This window comes from Microbacterium sp. WCS2018Hpa-9 (assembly GCF_031843745.1).
Classification (GTDB): domain Bacteria; phylum Actinomycetota; class Actinomycetes; order Actinomycetales; family Microbacteriaceae; genus Microbacterium.
Genome location: NZ_JAVTIY010000001.1, coordinates 610,320 through 627,077, shown reverse-complemented (window position 1 = coordinate 627,077; position 16,758 = coordinate 610,320). Strand labels below are relative to the sequence as shown.

The following is a 16,758-nucleotide window of genomic DNA, read 5'->3' as shown; positions in this document are numbered from 1 at the left end:
AATCAAGGGTTTCTGCCGTTCTCATTCGATTCTCAGGAGACAACAGTGCGCTCACCCGGCCTCGCTCTGGCAGCTTCCGCGGTCCTCGCGGCAGAGGGCGCCGCTCTGATCGTCTTCGCCCTCATCGAACTGGTCGGTTTCGGCGCAGGTGATGCCGCATCGCTGCCGACGGCGCTCGCCCTCATCGTGCTCACGGTCATCGGGGCTGTCGCCCTCATCGCCTTCGCGGTCGGCACCAGAACGGGCCATTCGTGGGCGCGCTCGGGGGGCGTCGTCTTCCAGGTGCTCGCCATCGCGCTCGCGCTGGCCTCGCTGACGCTGCAGCCGGTCGCCTGGGCGTTCACCGTGGGAGTCGGGCTGCCGGCGCTGCTGTGCTTCTCACTGCTGATCGCGAGCACACGCGCCGAGAACGAGCGTCCTGCCGAGTGACTCTCAGGCGTCGATGCCGAGCAGCTTGCGCAGACGCGCGACGTGACCGGTGGCCTTGACGTTGTACTGAGCAAGGGTGATCGTGCCCTGCTCGTCGAGCACGAATGTCGAGCGGATGACACCTTCGACGACCTTGCCGTAGTTCATCTTCTCGCCCCAGACGCCGTATGCGGTGTGCACGGCTTTGTCCGGGTCGCTGAGAAGGGTGAAGGTCAGGCCGTCGCGCTCGCGGAACTCGGCGAGCTTCGCAGGCTCGTCGCGCGAGACCCCGATCACGCGGTATCCGGGGCCCTCGAGAGACGAGATGCTGTCACGGAAGTCGCATGCCTGCGTCGTGCAGCCGGGCGTCATCGCGGCAGGATAGAAGTACAGCACGGTCTTCTGGCCGCGCAGATCGTCGAGTCGGACGGTCGTGCCGTCCTGGTCGAGAAGAGCGAAGTCGGGGGCAGCGGATCCGGGTTCGAGGCGCACAGTCACGCGTCAAGCCTACCGGCCGGGCGTCTGCTCCGCCTTGTCGGCGAAGGTCTGGAGAAGCCTCTGCAGCGAGTCCAGCCGCGCTCGACCCGTCTCGCTCAGCTCGCCGCTCTCGGCCGCTTCGATGAGCGCGCAATCCGGAGCATCCGCGAGGTGCGTGCATCCGCGGGGGCACTTCTCGGCGATCTCCGCCAGCTCGGTGAAGGCGGCGAGGATGTTCGCGGGGTTCACATGCCCGAGACCGAAGGAGCGGACGCCGGGGGTGTCGATCACCCAACCGTTGCCCTCCGCGCTGACGTATCGCAGCGACACGGTCGATGAGGAGGTGTGCCGGCCACGGCCGGTGACCTGGTTGACGTGCCCCGTCGCGCGCAGAGCGCTGGGCACCAGAGCGTTCACGAGCGTCGACTTTCCCACGCCGGAGTGCCCGACGAAGACCGTGGAGTGCCCGACGAGGGCAGCGCCGATCTCGTCGACCGGCATCTCATCCTGCGCACTGGTGAAGACGCGCAGATCGTCGAGTCCGTCGAAGTGCGACAGGAACGCACTGGGGTCGGCCAGGTCGGTCTTGGTGACCACGAGGAGCGGACGTACGCCCGCATCCAACGCGGCCACGAGGTAGCGGTCGACCAGGCGGGCACGGGGCTCGGGGTCGGCGGCGGCGACGACGACGAGCATCTGATCGGCGTTCGCGACGATGACCCGCTCGACCTGGTCGGTGTCGTCGGCGCTGCGTCGAAGCAGGGACGTGCGGTCGGCGATGCCGATGATCCGCCCCAGAGTGCCGTCTTCACCTGAGATGTCGCCGACGACCTTGGCGTGATCACCGGTGACGATCGGGTTCCGGCGAAGCTCTCGCGCGCGTGCGGCGGTGATCATGCGCTCGTCAGGCGTGTCCTCGTCGATCAGAACGGAGTACCGACCTCGGTCCACCCCGAGGACGCGGCCGATCTGCGCGTCGTCATGAGCCGGGCGTCGCTTGGTGCGAGGGCGGTTGGCCTTCGGGTTCGGGCGCGTGCGGATGCTGCTCTCGTCATAGTCCTCGAAGTCGTCGTCGAGGTCGTCGGAGTCGTCGAGCCAGCTCACGTGGATGCGCCTCGCAGCATTCGCTCCCACAGGAGGGTGAACTCCGGAAGGGTCTTGGACGTGGTGCCGATGTCGTCGATCTCGACGCCGGGAACGCGCAGGCCGATGAGGGCACCCGTCGTCGCCATCCGATGGTCGTGGTGTGCAGCCCAGCGGCCACCGTGCAGCGGTCGCGGAATGATGCGCAGGCCGTCGGAGAGCTCTTCCGCCTCGCCCCCGAGGGCGCGGATGTCGCCGACGAGAGCCGCGATGCGATCGGTCTCGTGGAGTCGGATGTGACCGATGCCGCGGATCGTGGTGGGGCCGGAGGCGAACGCCGCCAGCCCGACGAGCGTCGGGGTCAGCTCGCTCGCCGCCGACAGATCCATGTCGAGCCCGCGGATCTCGGACCCTGCCCTGACCGTCAGGGTTCCGCTGTGACGGCCGACATGCGCGCCCATGGCCTGCAGGATCTCGGGGAGCAGCGCACCTGGCTGGGTCGAGTGCACGGGCCAGCCGGGCACCGACACCGCGCCGCCCGTGACCAGCGCAGCGGCGAGGAACGGCGCGGCGTTCGAGAGATCGGGCTCGATGGCGATCTCCTTCGCGCGTGGTACGCCCGCCTCGACGAGCCACTCGCCCGCCGCAGGTCGCTCGATCCGGATGCCGCGCCGACTCAGCGCCTCGATGGTCATGTCGATGTGCGGCAGGCTCGGAAGATGGTCGCCGGTGTGCACGAGGTGCAGGCCCACGTCGAAGCGCGGGGCAGCGAGCAGGAGTCCCGAGACGAACTGGCTGGATGCCGAGGCGTCGATCTCGACGCGCCCGCCGCGGATGCGGCCGTGGCCGCGGACGGTGAACGGCAGGGCCCACGTGCCCTCATCGTCGATGTCGACTCCGAGGTCGCGCAGGGCGCTGATGAGGCCACCCATCGGACGGTGCAGGGCGGTCTCATGAGCGGTGAGGTGCACGTCGCGCTGGGCGAGCCCGGCCAGCGGCGCGATGAAGCGCATCACCGTGCCGGCCTGGCCGCAGTCGATCGTCGTGCCGCCCACGAGTTTGGCCGGAGTGATCGCGAGGTCGGGCCCGAACTCTCCATTGCCGTCGATCTCTTCTATACCGACGCCCAGGGCGCGGAGGGCGTCGATCATGCGGCGGGAGTCGTCGGAGTGCAGAGGAGCGATGAGTCTGCCCGGACCGTCCGCGATCGCGGCGATGATGAGTTCGCGATTCGTGAGCGATTTCGATCCGGGGATCGTCACGGTCGCATGAACGGCCGCGGTGCTGGTGGGCGCGACATAGACGCCCTGGACAGGGGAGGGGGAATACCTGTTGGCGCTCATCGGTTCCCACCTTAGTAAACGCGAGTGTCCGGATGATCGAATATGGGCGCACGCCGACAAGGAGAGAGCATGCTCGCAACGCTGGAACGCGAGTCGGTCGACCTCACCCGCCTAGACTGGCCGGTGATGGATGACACGGCAACCGCAGAGACGGTCAGCGACCCTCGGCGCGAATTCGAGGAACAGGCGATCCCGTTCATGGATCAGCTCTATGCCGCGGCGATGCGCATGACGCGCAACCCGGCAGACGCTGCTGACCTCGTGCAGGAGACCTTCGTCAAGGCATACGGGTCTTGGGCGACGTTCTCGCAGGGCACGAACCTGAAGGCATGGCTGTATCGCATCCTCACCAACACGTACATCAACATCTACCGCAAGAAGCAGCGCGAGCCGTTCCAGGGCACGATCGACGAGCTCGAGGACTGGCAGATGGGCGGTGCGGAGTCGACCACCGCGTCGCACAGTCGTTCGGCCGAGGCGGAAGCCATCGACCACATGCCCGCATCGGTCGTCAAGGACGCGTTGCAGGCCGTTCCCGAGGACTTCAGGTTGGCGGTGTACCTCGCTGATGTCGAGGGCTTCGCCTATCAGGAGATCGCGGACATCATGAAGACACCCATCGGCACCGTGATGAGCCGCCTGCATCGAGGCAGGCGGATGCTGCGCGAGCTGCTGGCTGATTACGCCGTGGAGCGGGGAATCTCCGCGGCCGAACCGAGGAGCAAGAAATGACCGACTGCGGCTGCGACAAGGCCCGCAAGGATCTCGAGGAGTACCTCCGCAACGAGGTGTGCAACACCGAGCACACCGAGATCCGCGAGCATCTCGAGAAGTGCCCGTCCTGCCGGGACGAGGCTCTCGTGGCGACGACTCTCACCGAGGTCGTAGCTCGCGCGTGCAAGGAGACGGCACCCGAAGAGCTGCGTGACCAGGTGTTCGCTCGACTGCGCGAGGTGCAGGCTTCACAGCACTGACCCGGGACGCCGTGGGTTGCGCCTGCCCATAGGGTGGAGGAATGACCGACGCGCTAACCGTCCCCGTTGATCCTGTGTCCGCTGGGCGCCTGGCTGCGAAGAACCTCGTCTACCGACTCGTCGACAATGGGTCGGATGCTGATACCGAGGCCTTCCTGCGGGCAGAAGCCCGGGGCTTCCTCGATGCCGATCCCACGCCCGAGCAGATCGTCGCAGACCGAGCACTGCTCTCGACCCGACGCAACGTCGGTGTGTTCGAGGAGAACGCCCCCGACGGCGCCTTCCCGGTCGCCACGGTCAACTCGTGGGTCACACCGCTGACGGTGCCCGGCGGCGAGCTCGGCATGTGGGCGATCAGCGCTGTGACGGTCTCGGGCACTCATCGTCGCCGCGGCATCGCACGCAACCTGCTCGAAGGCGAGTTGCGTGCCGCCGCAGGAGCGGGTCTGGCACTCGCCGGCCTCACCGTCTCGGAGGCGACGATCTACGAGCGATACGGGTTCGCCTCGGCGATCCCTGCCGCCAAGGTGTCGATCGATGCGCCGAGAGCGGGCTGGAACGGCCCGACGACGGATGGCCGCATCGAGTACATAGACCGCGAGACGCTTCAGAAGGACCTGTCCGCTCTGCATGAGGAGGCGCGCACACAGCGCTCCGGTCAGATCGCAGGGTGGGACGCGCGCTGGGAGCGGATCGCCGGACTGTCCGTGGGTCAGACAGAGCCGCGGGCCGTTCGAGGCGTGCGCTACATCGATGCCGACGGAGCAGTGCGGGGTGCGATGGCCTACACGCTCAAGGAGGTCGCGGGGAGCTTCCGCGCCGACATGACGATCCACCACCTGACCTCGACCACGACGGACGCCCTGTCCGCGCTCTGGAGATTCGCTCTGCAGCACGATCTGGTGTCGAAGGTGATCGTCGACCTGCGTCCGGTCGACGATCCGATCACCTGGCTCGTCAACGACCAGCGAGGCGTGGAGTTCACTCCGCACGATCACGGGTGGCTGCGCATCCTCGACGTGTCGGCTGCGCTCAGCGCGCGCACGTACCGGGCACCCCTCGATGTGGTGTTCAGCGTCGAAGACGCTCTCGGCTTCAGCGAAGGCTCGTGGCGACTGACCTCGGATGCCGATGGAAAGGCTGATGTCACGCGCGCCGATGACGACGTAGAGGCCGACGTCGTTCTCGGCGTCGGGGCTCTCTCGTCGATCTACGCCGGCGGGGTCAGTGCCGTTCGGCTGCGCGCGGCCGGCCGTCTGCGTGCATCGGCTGAGACGGCGGCATCGCTGGACGATGCGTTCCGCACGGCAGATGCCCCGCTTCTCGGCATCTGGTATTGAGAGACACCCACCGCGACGACGACAGATTGAACAGCGAGAGGCTCACGGGATCACCGTGAGCCTCTCGCTGGTTCTCGTATAGCCGTCAGCTGATGGTGAGGGCGTCTCGCAGGAGCTTCGCCTGTTCGGCCGCGTGCACCTTCGACGAGCCGGTCGCCGGCGATGCCGACGCGGGACGCGACACTGGACGGAAGCTGCGGTCACCGGGCACATCGGCGAAGGCGAGAGCAAGGAACGGCCATGCTCCCTGGTTCTCCGGCTCTTCCTGCACCCACACCAGCTCGGCGTTCGGGTACGAGTCGGTGATGGCCTTCAGCCCGTCGATCGGCGTCGGGTACAGCTGCTCGAGCCTGACCAGTGCGATCTCGGGGTTCGGGTTCTTGTCGAGCTCGGCCTTGAGATCCCAGTGGACCTTGCCAGAGTGCACGAGCACGCGCTTCACGGCGTTGCGGTCGAGACCGCGGTTGTCGTCGAGCACGGGCTCGAAGCGGCCCTGAGTGAAGGCTTCGACAGGGCTCGTCGCACCGCGCAGACGCAGCATGGCCTTCGGCGTGAAGACGATGAGCGGCTTGCGCGGACGCGCGTACGCCTGACGGCGCAGCAGGTGGAAGTACGACGCAGGCGACGAGGGGCGCGCGACGATCATGTTCTCCTGCGCGCACATCTGCAGGAAGCGCTCGATGCGAGAGGAGGAGTGGTCCGGTCCCTGACCCTCGTAGCCGTGGGGGAGGAGCAGGGTGACGCTGGACTGCTGTCCCCACTTCTGCTCGGCCGCCGAGATGTACTCGTCGATGACCGTCTGGGCGCCGTTCACGAAGTCGCCGAACTGGGCTTCCCACAGCACGAGGGCCTCAGGCGCCTCGACCGAGTAGCCGTACTCGAAGCCGAGCGCCGCGTACTCGCTCAGGAGCGAGTCGTAGATGAAGAAGCGCCCCTGCGACTCCGACAGGTTCGACAGCGGCAGCCACTCCTGGCCGTTCGCGCGGTCGTGCAGAGTCGCGTGACGCTGCACGAACGTGCCGCGGCGCGAGTCCTGCCCTGCGAGCCGCACGGGCGTGCCCTCGACGAGGAGCGAACCGAAGGCGAGAAGCTCGCCGAAGCCCCAGTCGATGTTGCCGTTGCGGCTCATGTCGAGACGCTTCTCGAGCTGCTGCTGGAGCTTCGGGTGAACGGTGAAGCCCTCGGGCTTGTTGACGAACGCGTCGCCGATGAGCTGGATGACCTCGTTCGAGACTCCGGTGATCTCCGGGGCGCCGACCTGCTCGTCAGCGGGAGGCAGGTCCTGAGCGACCTGGTTGGCACCGGTCTCTGCGGCGTGGGTCTCGGCGAAGGCGATCTCCAGGCGGTTCTGGAAGTCGGCCTTGGCCTCGTCGTACTCCTCTTCGGTGATGTCGCCGCGGCCGACGAGCGACTCGGTGTAGAGCTTGCGCACCGATCGCTTCGCCTGGATCAGATCGGTCATCAGCGGCTGCGTCATCGAGGGGTCGTCTCCCTCGTTGTGCCCGCGGCGGCGGTAGCACACGAGGTCGATGACGACGTCGCGGTGGAACCGCTCGCGATACTCGAACGCGAGCTGCGCGACGTGGATGACGGCTTCGGGGTCGTCGCCGTTCACGTGGAACACCGGCGCCTGGATCGTCTTCGCGACGTCCGTCGAGTACACCGAGGTGCGCGAGTCGTTGGGGAGGGTCGTGAAGCCGACCTGGTTGTTGACGACGACGTGGATCGTGCCACCGGTGCGGTATCCGCGCAGCTGAGACATCTGGAGGGTCTCGACGACCACGCCCTGACCGGCGAAGGCCGCGTCACCGTGCACCAGGATCGGCAGCCAGGCGAACGTGCCGATCGGCTTGCGGTCCTGCTTGGCGCGGACGATGCCCTCTAGGACGCCGTCGACGGTCTCGAGGTGAGACGGGTTCGCTGCGAGGTAGACCGGGAGCTCGGATCCGTCGTCGGCGACGAAGGTGCCCTCGGTGCCGAGGTGGTACTTCACATCGCCGGAGCCGCGCTGGTTGCCGGGGGTCTGCGTGCCCTCGAACTCCTGGAACACGTGGCCGTAGGTCTTGCCGGCGATGTTCGTCAGGACGTTCAGACGACCGCGGTGCGCCATGCCGATCGCGGCGCCCTCGAGGCCCGCGGTGGCCGCACCCTGGAGGATCTCGTCGAGCAGCGGGACGAGCGACTCGCCACCCTCGAGCGAGAATCGCTTCTGACCGACGAACTTCGTCTGCAGGAAGGTCTCGAACGCCTCGGCCTCGTTGAGCTTGCGGAGGACGCGGAGCTGCTCGTCGTGGCCGGGCTTCTGGTACTTGACCTCGACCTTCTCCTGGAACCAGCGACGCTGCTCCGGGTCCTGGATGTGCATGTACTCGATGCCGAGCGTGCGGCAGTACGAGTCGCGCAGGACTCCGAGGATGTCGCGGAGCTTCGCGACACGACGTCCGCCGAATCCGCCGGTGACGAACTCGCGGTCGAGGTCCCAGAAGGTGAGGCCGTGGCTCTCGATCTCGAGGTCGGGGTGCGAGCGCTGGACGTACTCGAGCGGGTCGATGTCGGCCATCAGGTGTCCGCGCACGCGGAACGAGTTGATGAGCTCCTGCACGCGGGACTGCTTGTCGACGCGCTCGGCGAGGTCGACCGCGATGTCGGGGTTCCAGCGGATCGGCGAGTACGGGATGCGCAGCGCGGCGAAGATGTCGTCGTAGAAGCCGCGCTGCCCGATCAGCAGCTCGTGCACCTTCTTGAGGAACTCTCCGGAACCGGCGCCCTGGATGACCCGGTGGTCATAGGTGCTCGTCAGGGTGATGGTCTTGCCGATCGCCAGCTCGTTGAGCGTCTTCTCGCTCGCCCCCTGGAACTCCGCCGGGTACTCGAGCGCACCGGCGCCGATGATGCAGCCCTGCCCCTTCATGAGGCGGGGGACGGAGTGCACCGTGCCGATGCCGCCGGGGTTGGTCAGCGAGACCGTGGTGCCCTGGAAGTCGGCGGCCGTGAGCTTGTTGTTGCGGGCACGCGTGACGAGGTCCTCGTAGGCGACGAGGTACTCGCTGAACGTCAGCGTGTCGGCGCGCTTGATGCTGGGGACCATCAGCGCGCGTGTGCCGTCGGGCTTCGGCAGGTCGATGGCGATGCCGAGGTTCACGTGCGCCGGCGCCACGACCGACGGCTTGCCGTCGATCTCGGCGTAGAACACGTTCTGACTGCGGAACTCGTCGAGTGTGCGGATCAACGCCCATCCGATGAGGTGGGTGAAGCTGATCTTGCCGCCGCGGGTGCGCGCCATGTGGTTGTTGATGACGATGCGGTTGTCGATCATCAGCTTCGCGGGGATCGTGCGGACGCTGGTCGCGGTGGGGACGGTCAGGGACTCGTCCATGTTCGCGGCGAGGGTCTTGGGCAGACCGCGAAGCGGCGTGACCTTGTCTTCTTCGACGGGCTCAGCAGACTCCGGTGCCTCGGCCTTCGCCGCGGGCTTCGGGGCCTGCGCCGGAATCGGGGCAGCCGCGGCGGGCTTGGTGGTGGTCCGCGCCACGGGCTGTGTGCCGATGACGGGGATGGGGGCGGTCACCGGATGCGCGGGCTGCTCGGCAGCGGCTGCGGGAGCTGCGGCGCCGGTCGCGGCATCCGACTGGTACTTCTCGAGGATGGGCCACCACTCCTTGTCGACGGAGTCGCGGTTCACCTTGTACTGCTCGTAGAGCTCTTCCACGAGCCAGGAATTGGCTCCGAACCCCCCGTCGCCCCCGACGCCGGTCACCTGGTTCGACACGCTCGATCGCCCTCTTTCATCGCTGAAGTCCACGTATGCACAGCAGGACGCGTGATGCGTCCGGGCCCGCACACTCTCGACTTCCAAGCCTAACGTGTTTCCTCGCGCATTCGTCGAAGGCATGCGCCCTCGACGCCGCTATCTGAGTACCGTGGGGGTATGGAGTTCTCCGGCGAGTCACCTACAGTCGATCTGACCTATTCCGACGTGTTCCTCGTGCCGCGACGATCCGCCGTCACCAGCCGCCTGCAGGTCGATCTGGCCCCGCAGGACGGCACTCCGGCGACTCTGCCGATCGTGGCCTCGAATATGAACTCCGTCACCGGCCCCCGGCTCGCAGCCGTGCTCGCGCGGCGTGGCGGACTCGGCGTGCTCCCTCAGGACATGCCGCTGCAGGGTCTCGATGCCGCGATCCGCGATGTCAAGGCGCAGCCCGTGCTGTGGGACACGCCGATCGTGCTGCCTCCCGAGGCTTCGGTGTCGGACGCACTCCGGCTGATGCCTGCGACCGCAGGCCACGGCATCGTCGTGGCCACGGGCGATGCCCCGTACGATGCGGAGCGGATTCTCGGCGTCCTGGCGGCGACGCGGCTGGCCACGGCGCTGCCGGATGCGCAACTGGGCGACCTCGTGCACGCCGGCACGCCGTCTTTGGATGCGGATGACATCGGATCGGAGCGTCATGCGTTCGACGTGATCACCGATGCGGGCGTCGACATGGTGACGATCACGCACCACGGGCACCTCGTAGGAACGCTCAGCGCCCGCAGCGCCCTGCGTTCGACGTTGTATCGGCCGGCGCTGGACGGCGACGGCCGCCTCGCCGTCGCGGCGGCGGTGGGCATCAACGGAGACGTCGCAGCCAAGGCGAAGGCCCTCGCGGACGCCGGCGTCGACGTGCTGGTGGTCGACACGGCGCACGGACATCAGGAGGGGATGCTGCGCGCGCTGAGCGCCGTCGCCGCCCTGAACCTCGGCATCCCGATCGTGGCGGGCAACATCGTCACCGCCGACGGCGTCAAGGACCTCGTCGAGGCCGGTGCCTCCATCCTCAAGGTCGGTGTGGGGCCCGGCGCGATGTGCACGACGCGCATGATGACCGCCGTCGGCCGCCCGCAGTTCTCCGCGGTGCTCGAGACGGCTCAGGCCGCCAAGGAGCTCGGCGCGCACGTCTGGGCCGACGGGGGAGTGCGATACCCGCGGGATGTCGCGCTCGCGCTCGCCGCCGGCGCTGCATCCGTCATGGTCGGCTCCTGGTTCGCGGGAACGATCGAGGCGCCGGGCGAGCTGCAGAGCGATGCCGAGGGGCGCATCTACAAGGAATCCTGGGGCATGGCCTCGACGAAGGCCGTGCAGGCCCGATTCGGGCGTCTCGAGGCGTATGAGCGCGCCCGCAAGGAGCTGTTCGCGGAGGGGATCTCGTCGTCGAAGATCTACCTCGACCCGCTGCGCCCGGGACTCGAGGATCTGCTCGACATGATCACCTCGGGCGTACGCTCGTCGTTCACCTATGCCGGTGCAGCGTCGGTGCCCGAGTTCCACGAACGGGCGCTCGTCGGGCTGCAGTCCGCCGCGGGATACGAAGAGGGCAAGGCGCTGCCGGTCAGCTGGTAGCGATCCGTGCTCGGACTCACCGCGATCCCGTAGAATCGTGGACACCATGGACGACCCTCCCAGTTGTAGTACATCGCCCCATTGCCTGCCTCCCCGTCTCGGGAGGAACGACTGATGGACTACATCCTCTTGGGCGTGGGGCTTCTGCTCACCGTGGGCACCGGGCTGTTCGTCGCGAGCGAGTTCGCCCTGGTCAACCTCGACCGCGCCGATCTCGAGGCCCGTCAGGCCCGCGGCGAATCCCGCCTGTCGCTGACCATCAGCGCTCTCAAGCACACCTCGACCCATCTGTCGTCCGCTCAGCTGGGCATCACCCTGACGACGCTGCTGACCGGGTACACGATGGAGCCGGCGCTCTCCAACCTCCTCGGCCCGACTCTCGTGGCATGGAGTATCCCCGAGGCCGCCGTCGGTCCGATCGCGACGATCGTCGCGATGCTGGTCGCCACGGTGCTGTCGATGATCCTCGGCGAGCTGGTGCCCAAGAACTTCGCCCTGGCGCTGCCGCTCGCGACCGCGAAGCTCGTCATGCCGTTCCAGGTCGCCTTCACGACCGTCTTCAAACCTGCAGTCGTGGTGCTCAACGGCAGCGCCAACGGCGTGCTGCGGAGCATGGGGATCGAGCCGAAGGAGGAGCTGTCGGGTGCGCGCAGCGCCGAGGAGCTCTCGTCCCTCGTGCGTCGCTCGGCGAGTGCGGGGCTGCTCGAAGCCGACACCGCGAGCCTGCTCGACCGCACGCTGACGTTCTCACGGCTGACGGCCGCCGACGTGATGACGGCTCGTCCGAGCATGCACGCCCTCGCGATCGGTGACTCGGCCGACGACGTCATCCAGCTCGCCCGCCGGACCGGACACAGCCGCTTTCCCGTGTACGACGACGATCTCGACGACATCACGGGTGTCGTGCACTTGAAGGCCGCGATCTCCGTTCCGCGTGATCGACGCGGCGAGGTGCCGGTGGGCGCGCTCTCTACCGATCCGCTGCGCGTTCCGGAGACCGTGCACGTCGATGCGCTCATCTCCGAGCTCAGAGCCCGCGGATACCAGCTGGCCGTCGTGGTCGACGAGTACGGCGGCACCGCCGGTCTCGTCACACTGGAAGACCTTGTGGAGGAGCTCGTGGGCGAGGTCTCCGACGAGCATGACCGTACGCGCGCCGGAGTCGTCCGCGGCCGTGACGGCATCACCTTCCCCGGAGAGCTGCGGCCGGATGAGCTGCGACGCAGAGCGGGGGTGGAGGTTCCGGAGGGTGACGTGTACGACACCGTGGCCGGCTACGTCATGAGCATCCTCGAGCGCGTCCCGTCGGTGGGCGACGAGGTCGACCTCGAGACCGGCAAGCTCCAGGTCGTCCGCATGGACGGTCGCCGCGTCGACCGCATCCGCTACGTCCCGAGTCAGGATCTTCCCGCAGAGGTGGTCGGACGATGAACGACTGGGGAGGACTGGCCTGGCTGGTCGTGCTGCTCGTGGCGAACGCGTTCTTCGTGGGCGCCGAGTTCGCGGTGATCTCCGCGCGCCGGTCGCAGATCGAGCCGAAGGCCGATCGCGGTTCGCGCGCCGCCAAGACCGCGCTCTTCGCGATGGAGCATGCGACTCTGATGCTCGCGACCTCGCAACTGGGCATCACCATCTGCTCGCTGCTGATCCTGAACGTCTCCGAACCCGCGATCCATCACCTGCTCGCCGTGCCGCTGCACGCGTTCGGCTGGTCGGACGGCGTCGTCGACGCTGTGTCGTTCGCGATCGCTCTGCTGATCGTGTCGTTCCTGCACGTGGTCTTCGGTGAGATGGTGCCGAAGAACCTCGCGTTCTCGGTGCCTGAGCGTGCGGTGCTCATCCTCGCGCCGCCTCTCGTGCTCGTGTCGAAGATCTTCATGCCGGTGATCTGGCTGCTGAACGCGGCCGCCAACGGCGTGCTGCGACTGTTCCGGGTCGAGCCGAAGAACGAGGCCGCGTCGACGTTCACGCTCGACGAGGTCGCGACGATCGTCGATCAGTCCCGGCGAGAGGGCGTGCTCACCGACACGGCGGGCACTGTGGCGGCAGCGGTGGAGTTCACCGACAAGAAGGCTCGCGATGTGGCTGTGCCGCTCAGCGATCTCGTGACGCTTCCGCAGTCGACGACTCCGGATGACGTCGAGAAGGCCGTCGCCCGCTACGGGTTCTCGCGTTACGTGATCGTCGACGACGAGGGGGCGCCGGTCGGATACGTCCACCTCAAGGACATCCTCCGGGCGTCGGACGGACCTGGTGCTGCCGAGAAGCTGGTCGAGCCGTTGCCCTCGAAGCGCATCAACCACATGGTTCCGGTGCAGGAGGACACTGATCTGGAGGACGCTCTCGCCCTGATGCGCCGAGCGGGACGTCACCTGGCGAAGGTGCGGGACTCGCAGGGCCGCACGACCGCCGTGCTCTTCCTCGAGGACATCCTCGAGGAGCTCGTCGGCGAGGTGCAGGACGCGACCCGTCGCATCCGCGGCCACTGATCTGCGACCGCGAAGAAGCCCCCGAGTCCGTGCGGACCGGGGGCTTCTCTGCGTGGCGGTGATCAGCGCCAGCGCGCCCGCTCGTACTGCGGGGGCCAGGTGATCTCTGTGCCGAGCTCGTGGGCCGCCCGGAGCGCGAAGTGCGGATCGCGCAACCACTCCCGGCCGGCGAAGATCGCGTCAGCCGCACCGTCGGCGAGCACCTGCTCCGCCTGCTCGGCGGCGGTGATCAGCCCGACCGCCGAAACCGGGATGCGTCCGCCCTGGCGCACAGTCTCGGCGAGCTGCACCTGGTAGCCGGGGAACACGCTGATCTGCTGGTGGGCCACGAGCCCGCCACTGGAGACATCGATGAGGTCGGCTCCGTGCTCGGTCGCCCAGGCACTCACCGTCGCCGCTTCGTCGGGGGTGAAACCGCCCTCGGCGTGATCGGTGGCCGAGATGCGCACGAACACGGGTACTCCGTCTCCGGCGACCTCACGGATCATATCGACCACCCGGAGGAGCAGCCGAGCGCGGTTCTCGAGCGACCCGCCGTACTCGTCGTCTCGCAGATTCGAGAGTGGGGAGAGGAACTGGTGCAGCAGGTATCCGTGCGCACCGTGGACCTCGAGCACGTCGAAGCCGGCGTCGAGGGCTCGGCGGGTCGCCGTCGCGAACCCCTCGACGACGGCGTCGATGCCGTCGTGATCGAGCGCCGCAGGCTCGGCGAAGCCCTCGAACGCGACGTCGGAGGGCGCAGTTGTCGTCCAACCGCCATCCGCCTCCGGCACCGATCCGCGCTCGTCCGCCCAGGGCCACCAGGTCGACGCCTTGCGGCCGGCGTGCGCGAGCTGGATGCCCGCAACCGCGCCCCGCGCGTGGATCGCCTCGACGACCTGCACCCACGCGTCGCGCTGCTCGTCGTTCCAGAGCCCGGCATCCCGCGGCGAGATGCGGCCCTCTGGTACGACAGCTGTCGCCTCGGCCACGATCAGACCGGCGCCGCCGGAGGCGAACTGGGCGAGGTGGGTGTGGTGCCATTCCTGGACGACGCCGTCGATCGCGCTGTACATGCACATGGGAGACACCCAGAGCCTGTTGCGGAAGGTGACGGAACGGATGCTCAGCGGGGAGAAGAGAATGCTCACCCCTCGACGCTACTGGTCGGGTGGGGCGGTGCGGGCCGCCGCACTAACGTGGAGTCATGCCCGACGCACGCGACTGGTCCCGCGACGACACCGCACGCTTCCTGCGCGTGCCCGGTGCCGACGACGACAAGTACTCTCGGGGCGTCGTCGGCCTGCGCACCGGATCATCCGCGTATCCGGGTGCCGCGGTGCTCGGTGTCGAAGCGGCGTGGCGCGCCGGTGCGGGGTTCGTGCACTACATCGGGGATGGCCGAGCCGCGGATGCCGTGATCGCGCGACGCCCGGAGACTGTGGTCAGTCCGGAGGCCGCCGGCGCACGCGTCGGCGCCTGGGTGGTCGGATCAGGGACGGATGCCGCGAGAAGGAGCCCCGAGGCGGAGCGCGAGCTGCTCGACCTGCTCGACGGGCAGGTGCCGGTGGTCGTCGACGCGGGGGCACTCGACCTGGCGCGGGGGAGCCGTGCCCCGCGGGTGCTGACGCCGCACGGCCGTGAGTTCGAACGGCTGCTGGATCAGCTCGGACACGATGCCCGCGATGACCGCATCAGCGCCGTTGCCCGGGTCGCGCACGCGGTCGGCGCCGTCGTGCTGCTCAAGGGCGCGCAGACGCTGATCGCGGATCCGGACGGACTCGTCATCCGGGTCGAGGCGGGCACCGGCTGGCTCGCGACGGCGGGCACTGGGGATGTGCTCGGCGGTGTGCTCGGCGCGCTGCTCGCCGCGAACGCCGACGCACCGCTGGCCGAGGTCGCAGCGGCAGCCGCGTGGTTGCACGGCCGGGCGGGGCTCCTCGCCTCGGGTTCGGGCGCGGACGGCGGCGCGACCGGGCATCCGATCGTCGCGCTCGATGTCGCAGAGGCTCTGCCTCGCGCATTCTCGGACGTCGTCGCGTGAGTCGCGCCTTCTCGATGCGTCTGGTGACGCTGTGGATCGCGTTCGGACTCGTGCACCTCTTCACGGCGGTCACCGGCTGGCTGTATCCGAGCCAGCCGATGGGGGACGTGGTGCTGGTGTACGAGCCGTGGTCGTCGGCGGCGCTGTCGGGCGGGGCGATCGTCGGAGTCACCGAGACGTGGGTCTATCCGCAGCTCGCGCTCGTGCCCATGCTCCTCGCGAAGATCCTGTCGACACCGCTCATCGCGGTGATGGGGGCCTCCGGGGCCTATCTGATCGCATGGGCGGTGCTCGTCACGGTGCTCGATGCGATCGCTTTCGCAGCCCTGGTCGGGCGTTCGTCGTCGCAGCCTCGACGGGTTGCCGCATGGTTCTGGGTCACCGCCCTGCTTCTGCTGGGACCGATCGCGATGTACCGCATCGACGCGATCACCGTGCCGCTCGCGGTGATCGGCGGACTTTGGCTGGTTCGCCGCCCCGCTGCCGCGGCAGCGCTGCTGGCGATCGGCGCCTGGATCAAGATCTGGCCGGGCGCGCTGCTGCTCGCAGCTGTGGTGGCATCCAGGAGTCGGATGCGTGTGCTGCTCACCGCCGCGGCGGTATCGGCGGCCGTCGTCGTGGTGCTGGTCGCCTTCGGGGCCGATACCGAGGTCTTCGGATTCCTGACGGAGCAGACCGGACGCGGTCTGCAGATCGAGGCCGTCGCCGCGACCCCTTTCCTGTGGCTCGCGATCGCCGGGGCCGCCCGCATCGAGTACAGCTTCGACATCCTGACCTTCCAGATCAGTGCTCAGGGTGCGGGTGCCGTCAGCGCTGTGCTCACGCCGCTGATGGCGGTCTTCGTCGTCGTGATCACCGTGATCGGCGGGCTCAAGGCGTCGCGCGGCGCGTCCTTCGCCCGGCTGTTCCCTCCGCTCGCGCTGAGTCTCGTGACGACCCTGATCGTCGTGAACAAGGTGGGTTCTCCGCAGTTCCAGACGTGGCTGATCGCTCCGGTCGTCCTCTGGCTGGTCCTCGACCGCACGCGAGCCGCCGGCCCTGCGGTGCTCGTGCTCGCGCTGTGCGCCCTCACTTGCCTGATCTATCCGCTGAGTTACGATGCGCTGCTGCGTGCAGAGACGCTGCCCGTCGCCATCCTGACTCTGCGGAACGTCGTGCTCGTCGTGCTCGTCGCCGTCGGCATCCTTGCCCTCGTGCGCGTTCCTGCCCACCATCCGTCCACCACCCGGGAGTGAAAC

General features: G+C 68.1%; 14 protein-coding genes. 9 read left to right on the top strand and 5 right to left on the bottom strand.

The window, feature by feature from the left end:
* The first annotated feature begins 45 nt into the window (after positions 1-45).
* The gene (locus RQG82_RS03175) at positions 46-429 is read left to right on the top strand and encodes a hypothetical protein (protein WP_311257672.1); all 384 of its coding nucleotides are present in this window, start codon (positions 46-48) and stop codon (positions 427-429) included.
* Between the two features lie 3 nt (positions 430-432).
* On the opposite strand, the gene bcp is transcribed toward RQG82_RS03175, so the two are convergent.
* From bcp to aroA, 3 genes are read right to left on the bottom strand one after another with little or no spacing between them, the layout of a single operon-like run.
* Complete coding sequence (gene bcp, locus RQG82_RS03170) at positions 433-906, bottom strand: thioredoxin-dependent thiol peroxidase (RefSeq protein WP_311257671.1); 474 nt, start codon at positions 904-906, stop codon at positions 433-435.
* Between the two features lie 9 nt (positions 907-915).
* Entirely contained in the window at positions 916-1,989 is a 1,074-nt protein-coding gene (gene rsgA / locus RQG82_RS03165; protein ID WP_311257670.1) for a ribosome small subunit-dependent GTPase A, read from the bottom strand.
* Complete coding sequence (gene aroA / locus RQG82_RS03160) at positions 1,986-3,311, bottom strand: 3-phosphoshikimate 1-carboxyvinyltransferase (RefSeq protein ID WP_311257669.1); 1,326 nt, start codon at positions 3,309-3,311, stop codon at positions 1,986-1,988. The genes rsgA and aroA overlap by 4 nt, the downstream gene beginning before the upstream one ends.
* Positions 3,312-3,380: 69 nt before the next feature.
* Here aroA and RQG82_RS03155 point away from each other — a divergent pair, with 69 nt between their 5' ends.
* Genes RQG82_RS03155 through RQG82_RS03145 form a run of 3 tightly spaced genes read left to right on the top strand, consistent with a single transcriptional unit; the run spans position 3,381 to position 5,625 of the window.
* The gene (locus tag RQG82_RS03155; protein ID WP_311257668.1) at positions 3,381-4,043 is read left to right on the top strand and encodes a sigma-70 family RNA polymerase sigma factor; all 663 of its coding nucleotides are present in this window, start codon (positions 3,381-3,383) and stop codon (positions 4,041-4,043) included.
* Positions 4,040-4,285 carry a zf-HC2 domain-containing protein gene (locus tag RQG82_RS03150; RefSeq protein WP_311257667.1) on the top strand — a complete coding sequence of 82 codons (246 nt, stop codon included), beginning with the start codon at positions 4,040-4,042 and terminating at the stop codon, positions 4,283-4,285. Before RQG82_RS03155 ends, RQG82_RS03150 begins: the two co-directional genes overlap by 4 nt.
* A gap of 41 nt (positions 4,286-4,326) precedes the next feature.
* Positions 4,327-5,625, top strand: coding sequence for a GNAT family N-acetyltransferase (locus RQG82_RS03145; protein ID WP_311257666.1), 1,299 nt, complete (start codon positions 4,327-4,329; stop codon positions 5,623-5,625).
* Positions 5,626-5,710: 85 nt separating this feature from the next.
* On the opposite strand, the gene RQG82_RS03140 is transcribed toward RQG82_RS03145, so the two are convergent.
* Positions 5,711-9,394, bottom strand: a complete 3,684-nt coding sequence (locus RQG82_RS03140; protein ID WP_311257665.1) for a multifunctional oxoglutarate decarboxylase/oxoglutarate dehydrogenase thiamine pyrophosphate-binding subunit/dihydrolipoyllysine-residue succinyltransferase subunit — start codon at positions 9,392-9,394, stop codon at positions 5,711-5,713.
* Positions 9,395-9,553: 159 nt separating this feature from the next.
* On the opposite strand from RQG82_RS03140, the gene RQG82_RS03135 reads away from it, so the two are divergent.
* The 3 genes from RQG82_RS03135 (at position 9,554) to RQG82_RS03125 (ending at position 13,497) form a co-directional block, all read left to right on the top strand.
* The gene (locus RQG82_RS03135) at positions 9,554-11,008 is read left to right on the top strand and encodes a GuaB1 family IMP dehydrogenase-related protein (RefSeq protein WP_311257664.1); all 1,455 of its coding nucleotides are present in this window, start codon (positions 9,554-9,556) and stop codon (positions 11,006-11,008) included.
* Positions 11,009-11,122: 114 nt separating this feature from the next.
* Positions 11,123-12,439 carry a hemolysin family protein gene (locus tag RQG82_RS03130; protein ID WP_311257663.1) on the top strand — a complete coding sequence of 439 codons (1,317 nt, stop codon included), beginning with the start codon at positions 11,123-11,125 and terminating at the stop codon, positions 12,437-12,439.
* Positions 12,436-13,497, top strand: coding sequence for a hemolysin family protein (locus RQG82_RS03125; RefSeq protein WP_311257662.1), 1,062 nt, complete (start codon positions 12,436-12,438; stop codon positions 13,495-13,497). Before RQG82_RS03130 ends, RQG82_RS03125 begins: the two co-directional genes overlap by 4 nt.
* A 62-nt stretch (positions 13,498-13,559) precedes the next feature.
* Here the strand turns inward: RQG82_RS03125 and RQG82_RS03120 are convergent, their stop codons facing one another.
* Complete coding sequence (locus RQG82_RS03120; protein ID WP_311257661.1) at positions 13,560-14,627, bottom strand: NADH:flavin oxidoreductase/NADH oxidase; 1,068 nt, start codon at positions 14,625-14,627, stop codon at positions 13,560-13,562.
* Positions 14,628-14,683: 56 nt separating this feature from the next.
* Here RQG82_RS03120 and RQG82_RS03115 point away from each other — a divergent pair, with 56 nt between their 5' ends.
* Entirely contained in the window at positions 14,684-15,520 is an 837-nt protein-coding gene (locus RQG82_RS03115) for an NAD(P)H-hydrate dehydratase (protein WP_311257660.1), read from the top strand.
* Positions 15,517-16,755: a hypothetical protein gene (locus RQG82_RS03110; RefSeq protein ID WP_311257659.1), complete on the top strand. Its 1,239-nt coding sequence runs from the start codon at positions 15,517-15,519 to the stop codon at positions 16,753-16,755. Before RQG82_RS03115 ends, RQG82_RS03110 begins: the two co-directional genes overlap by 4 nt.
* Positions 16,756-16,758: the final 3 nt, after the last annotated feature.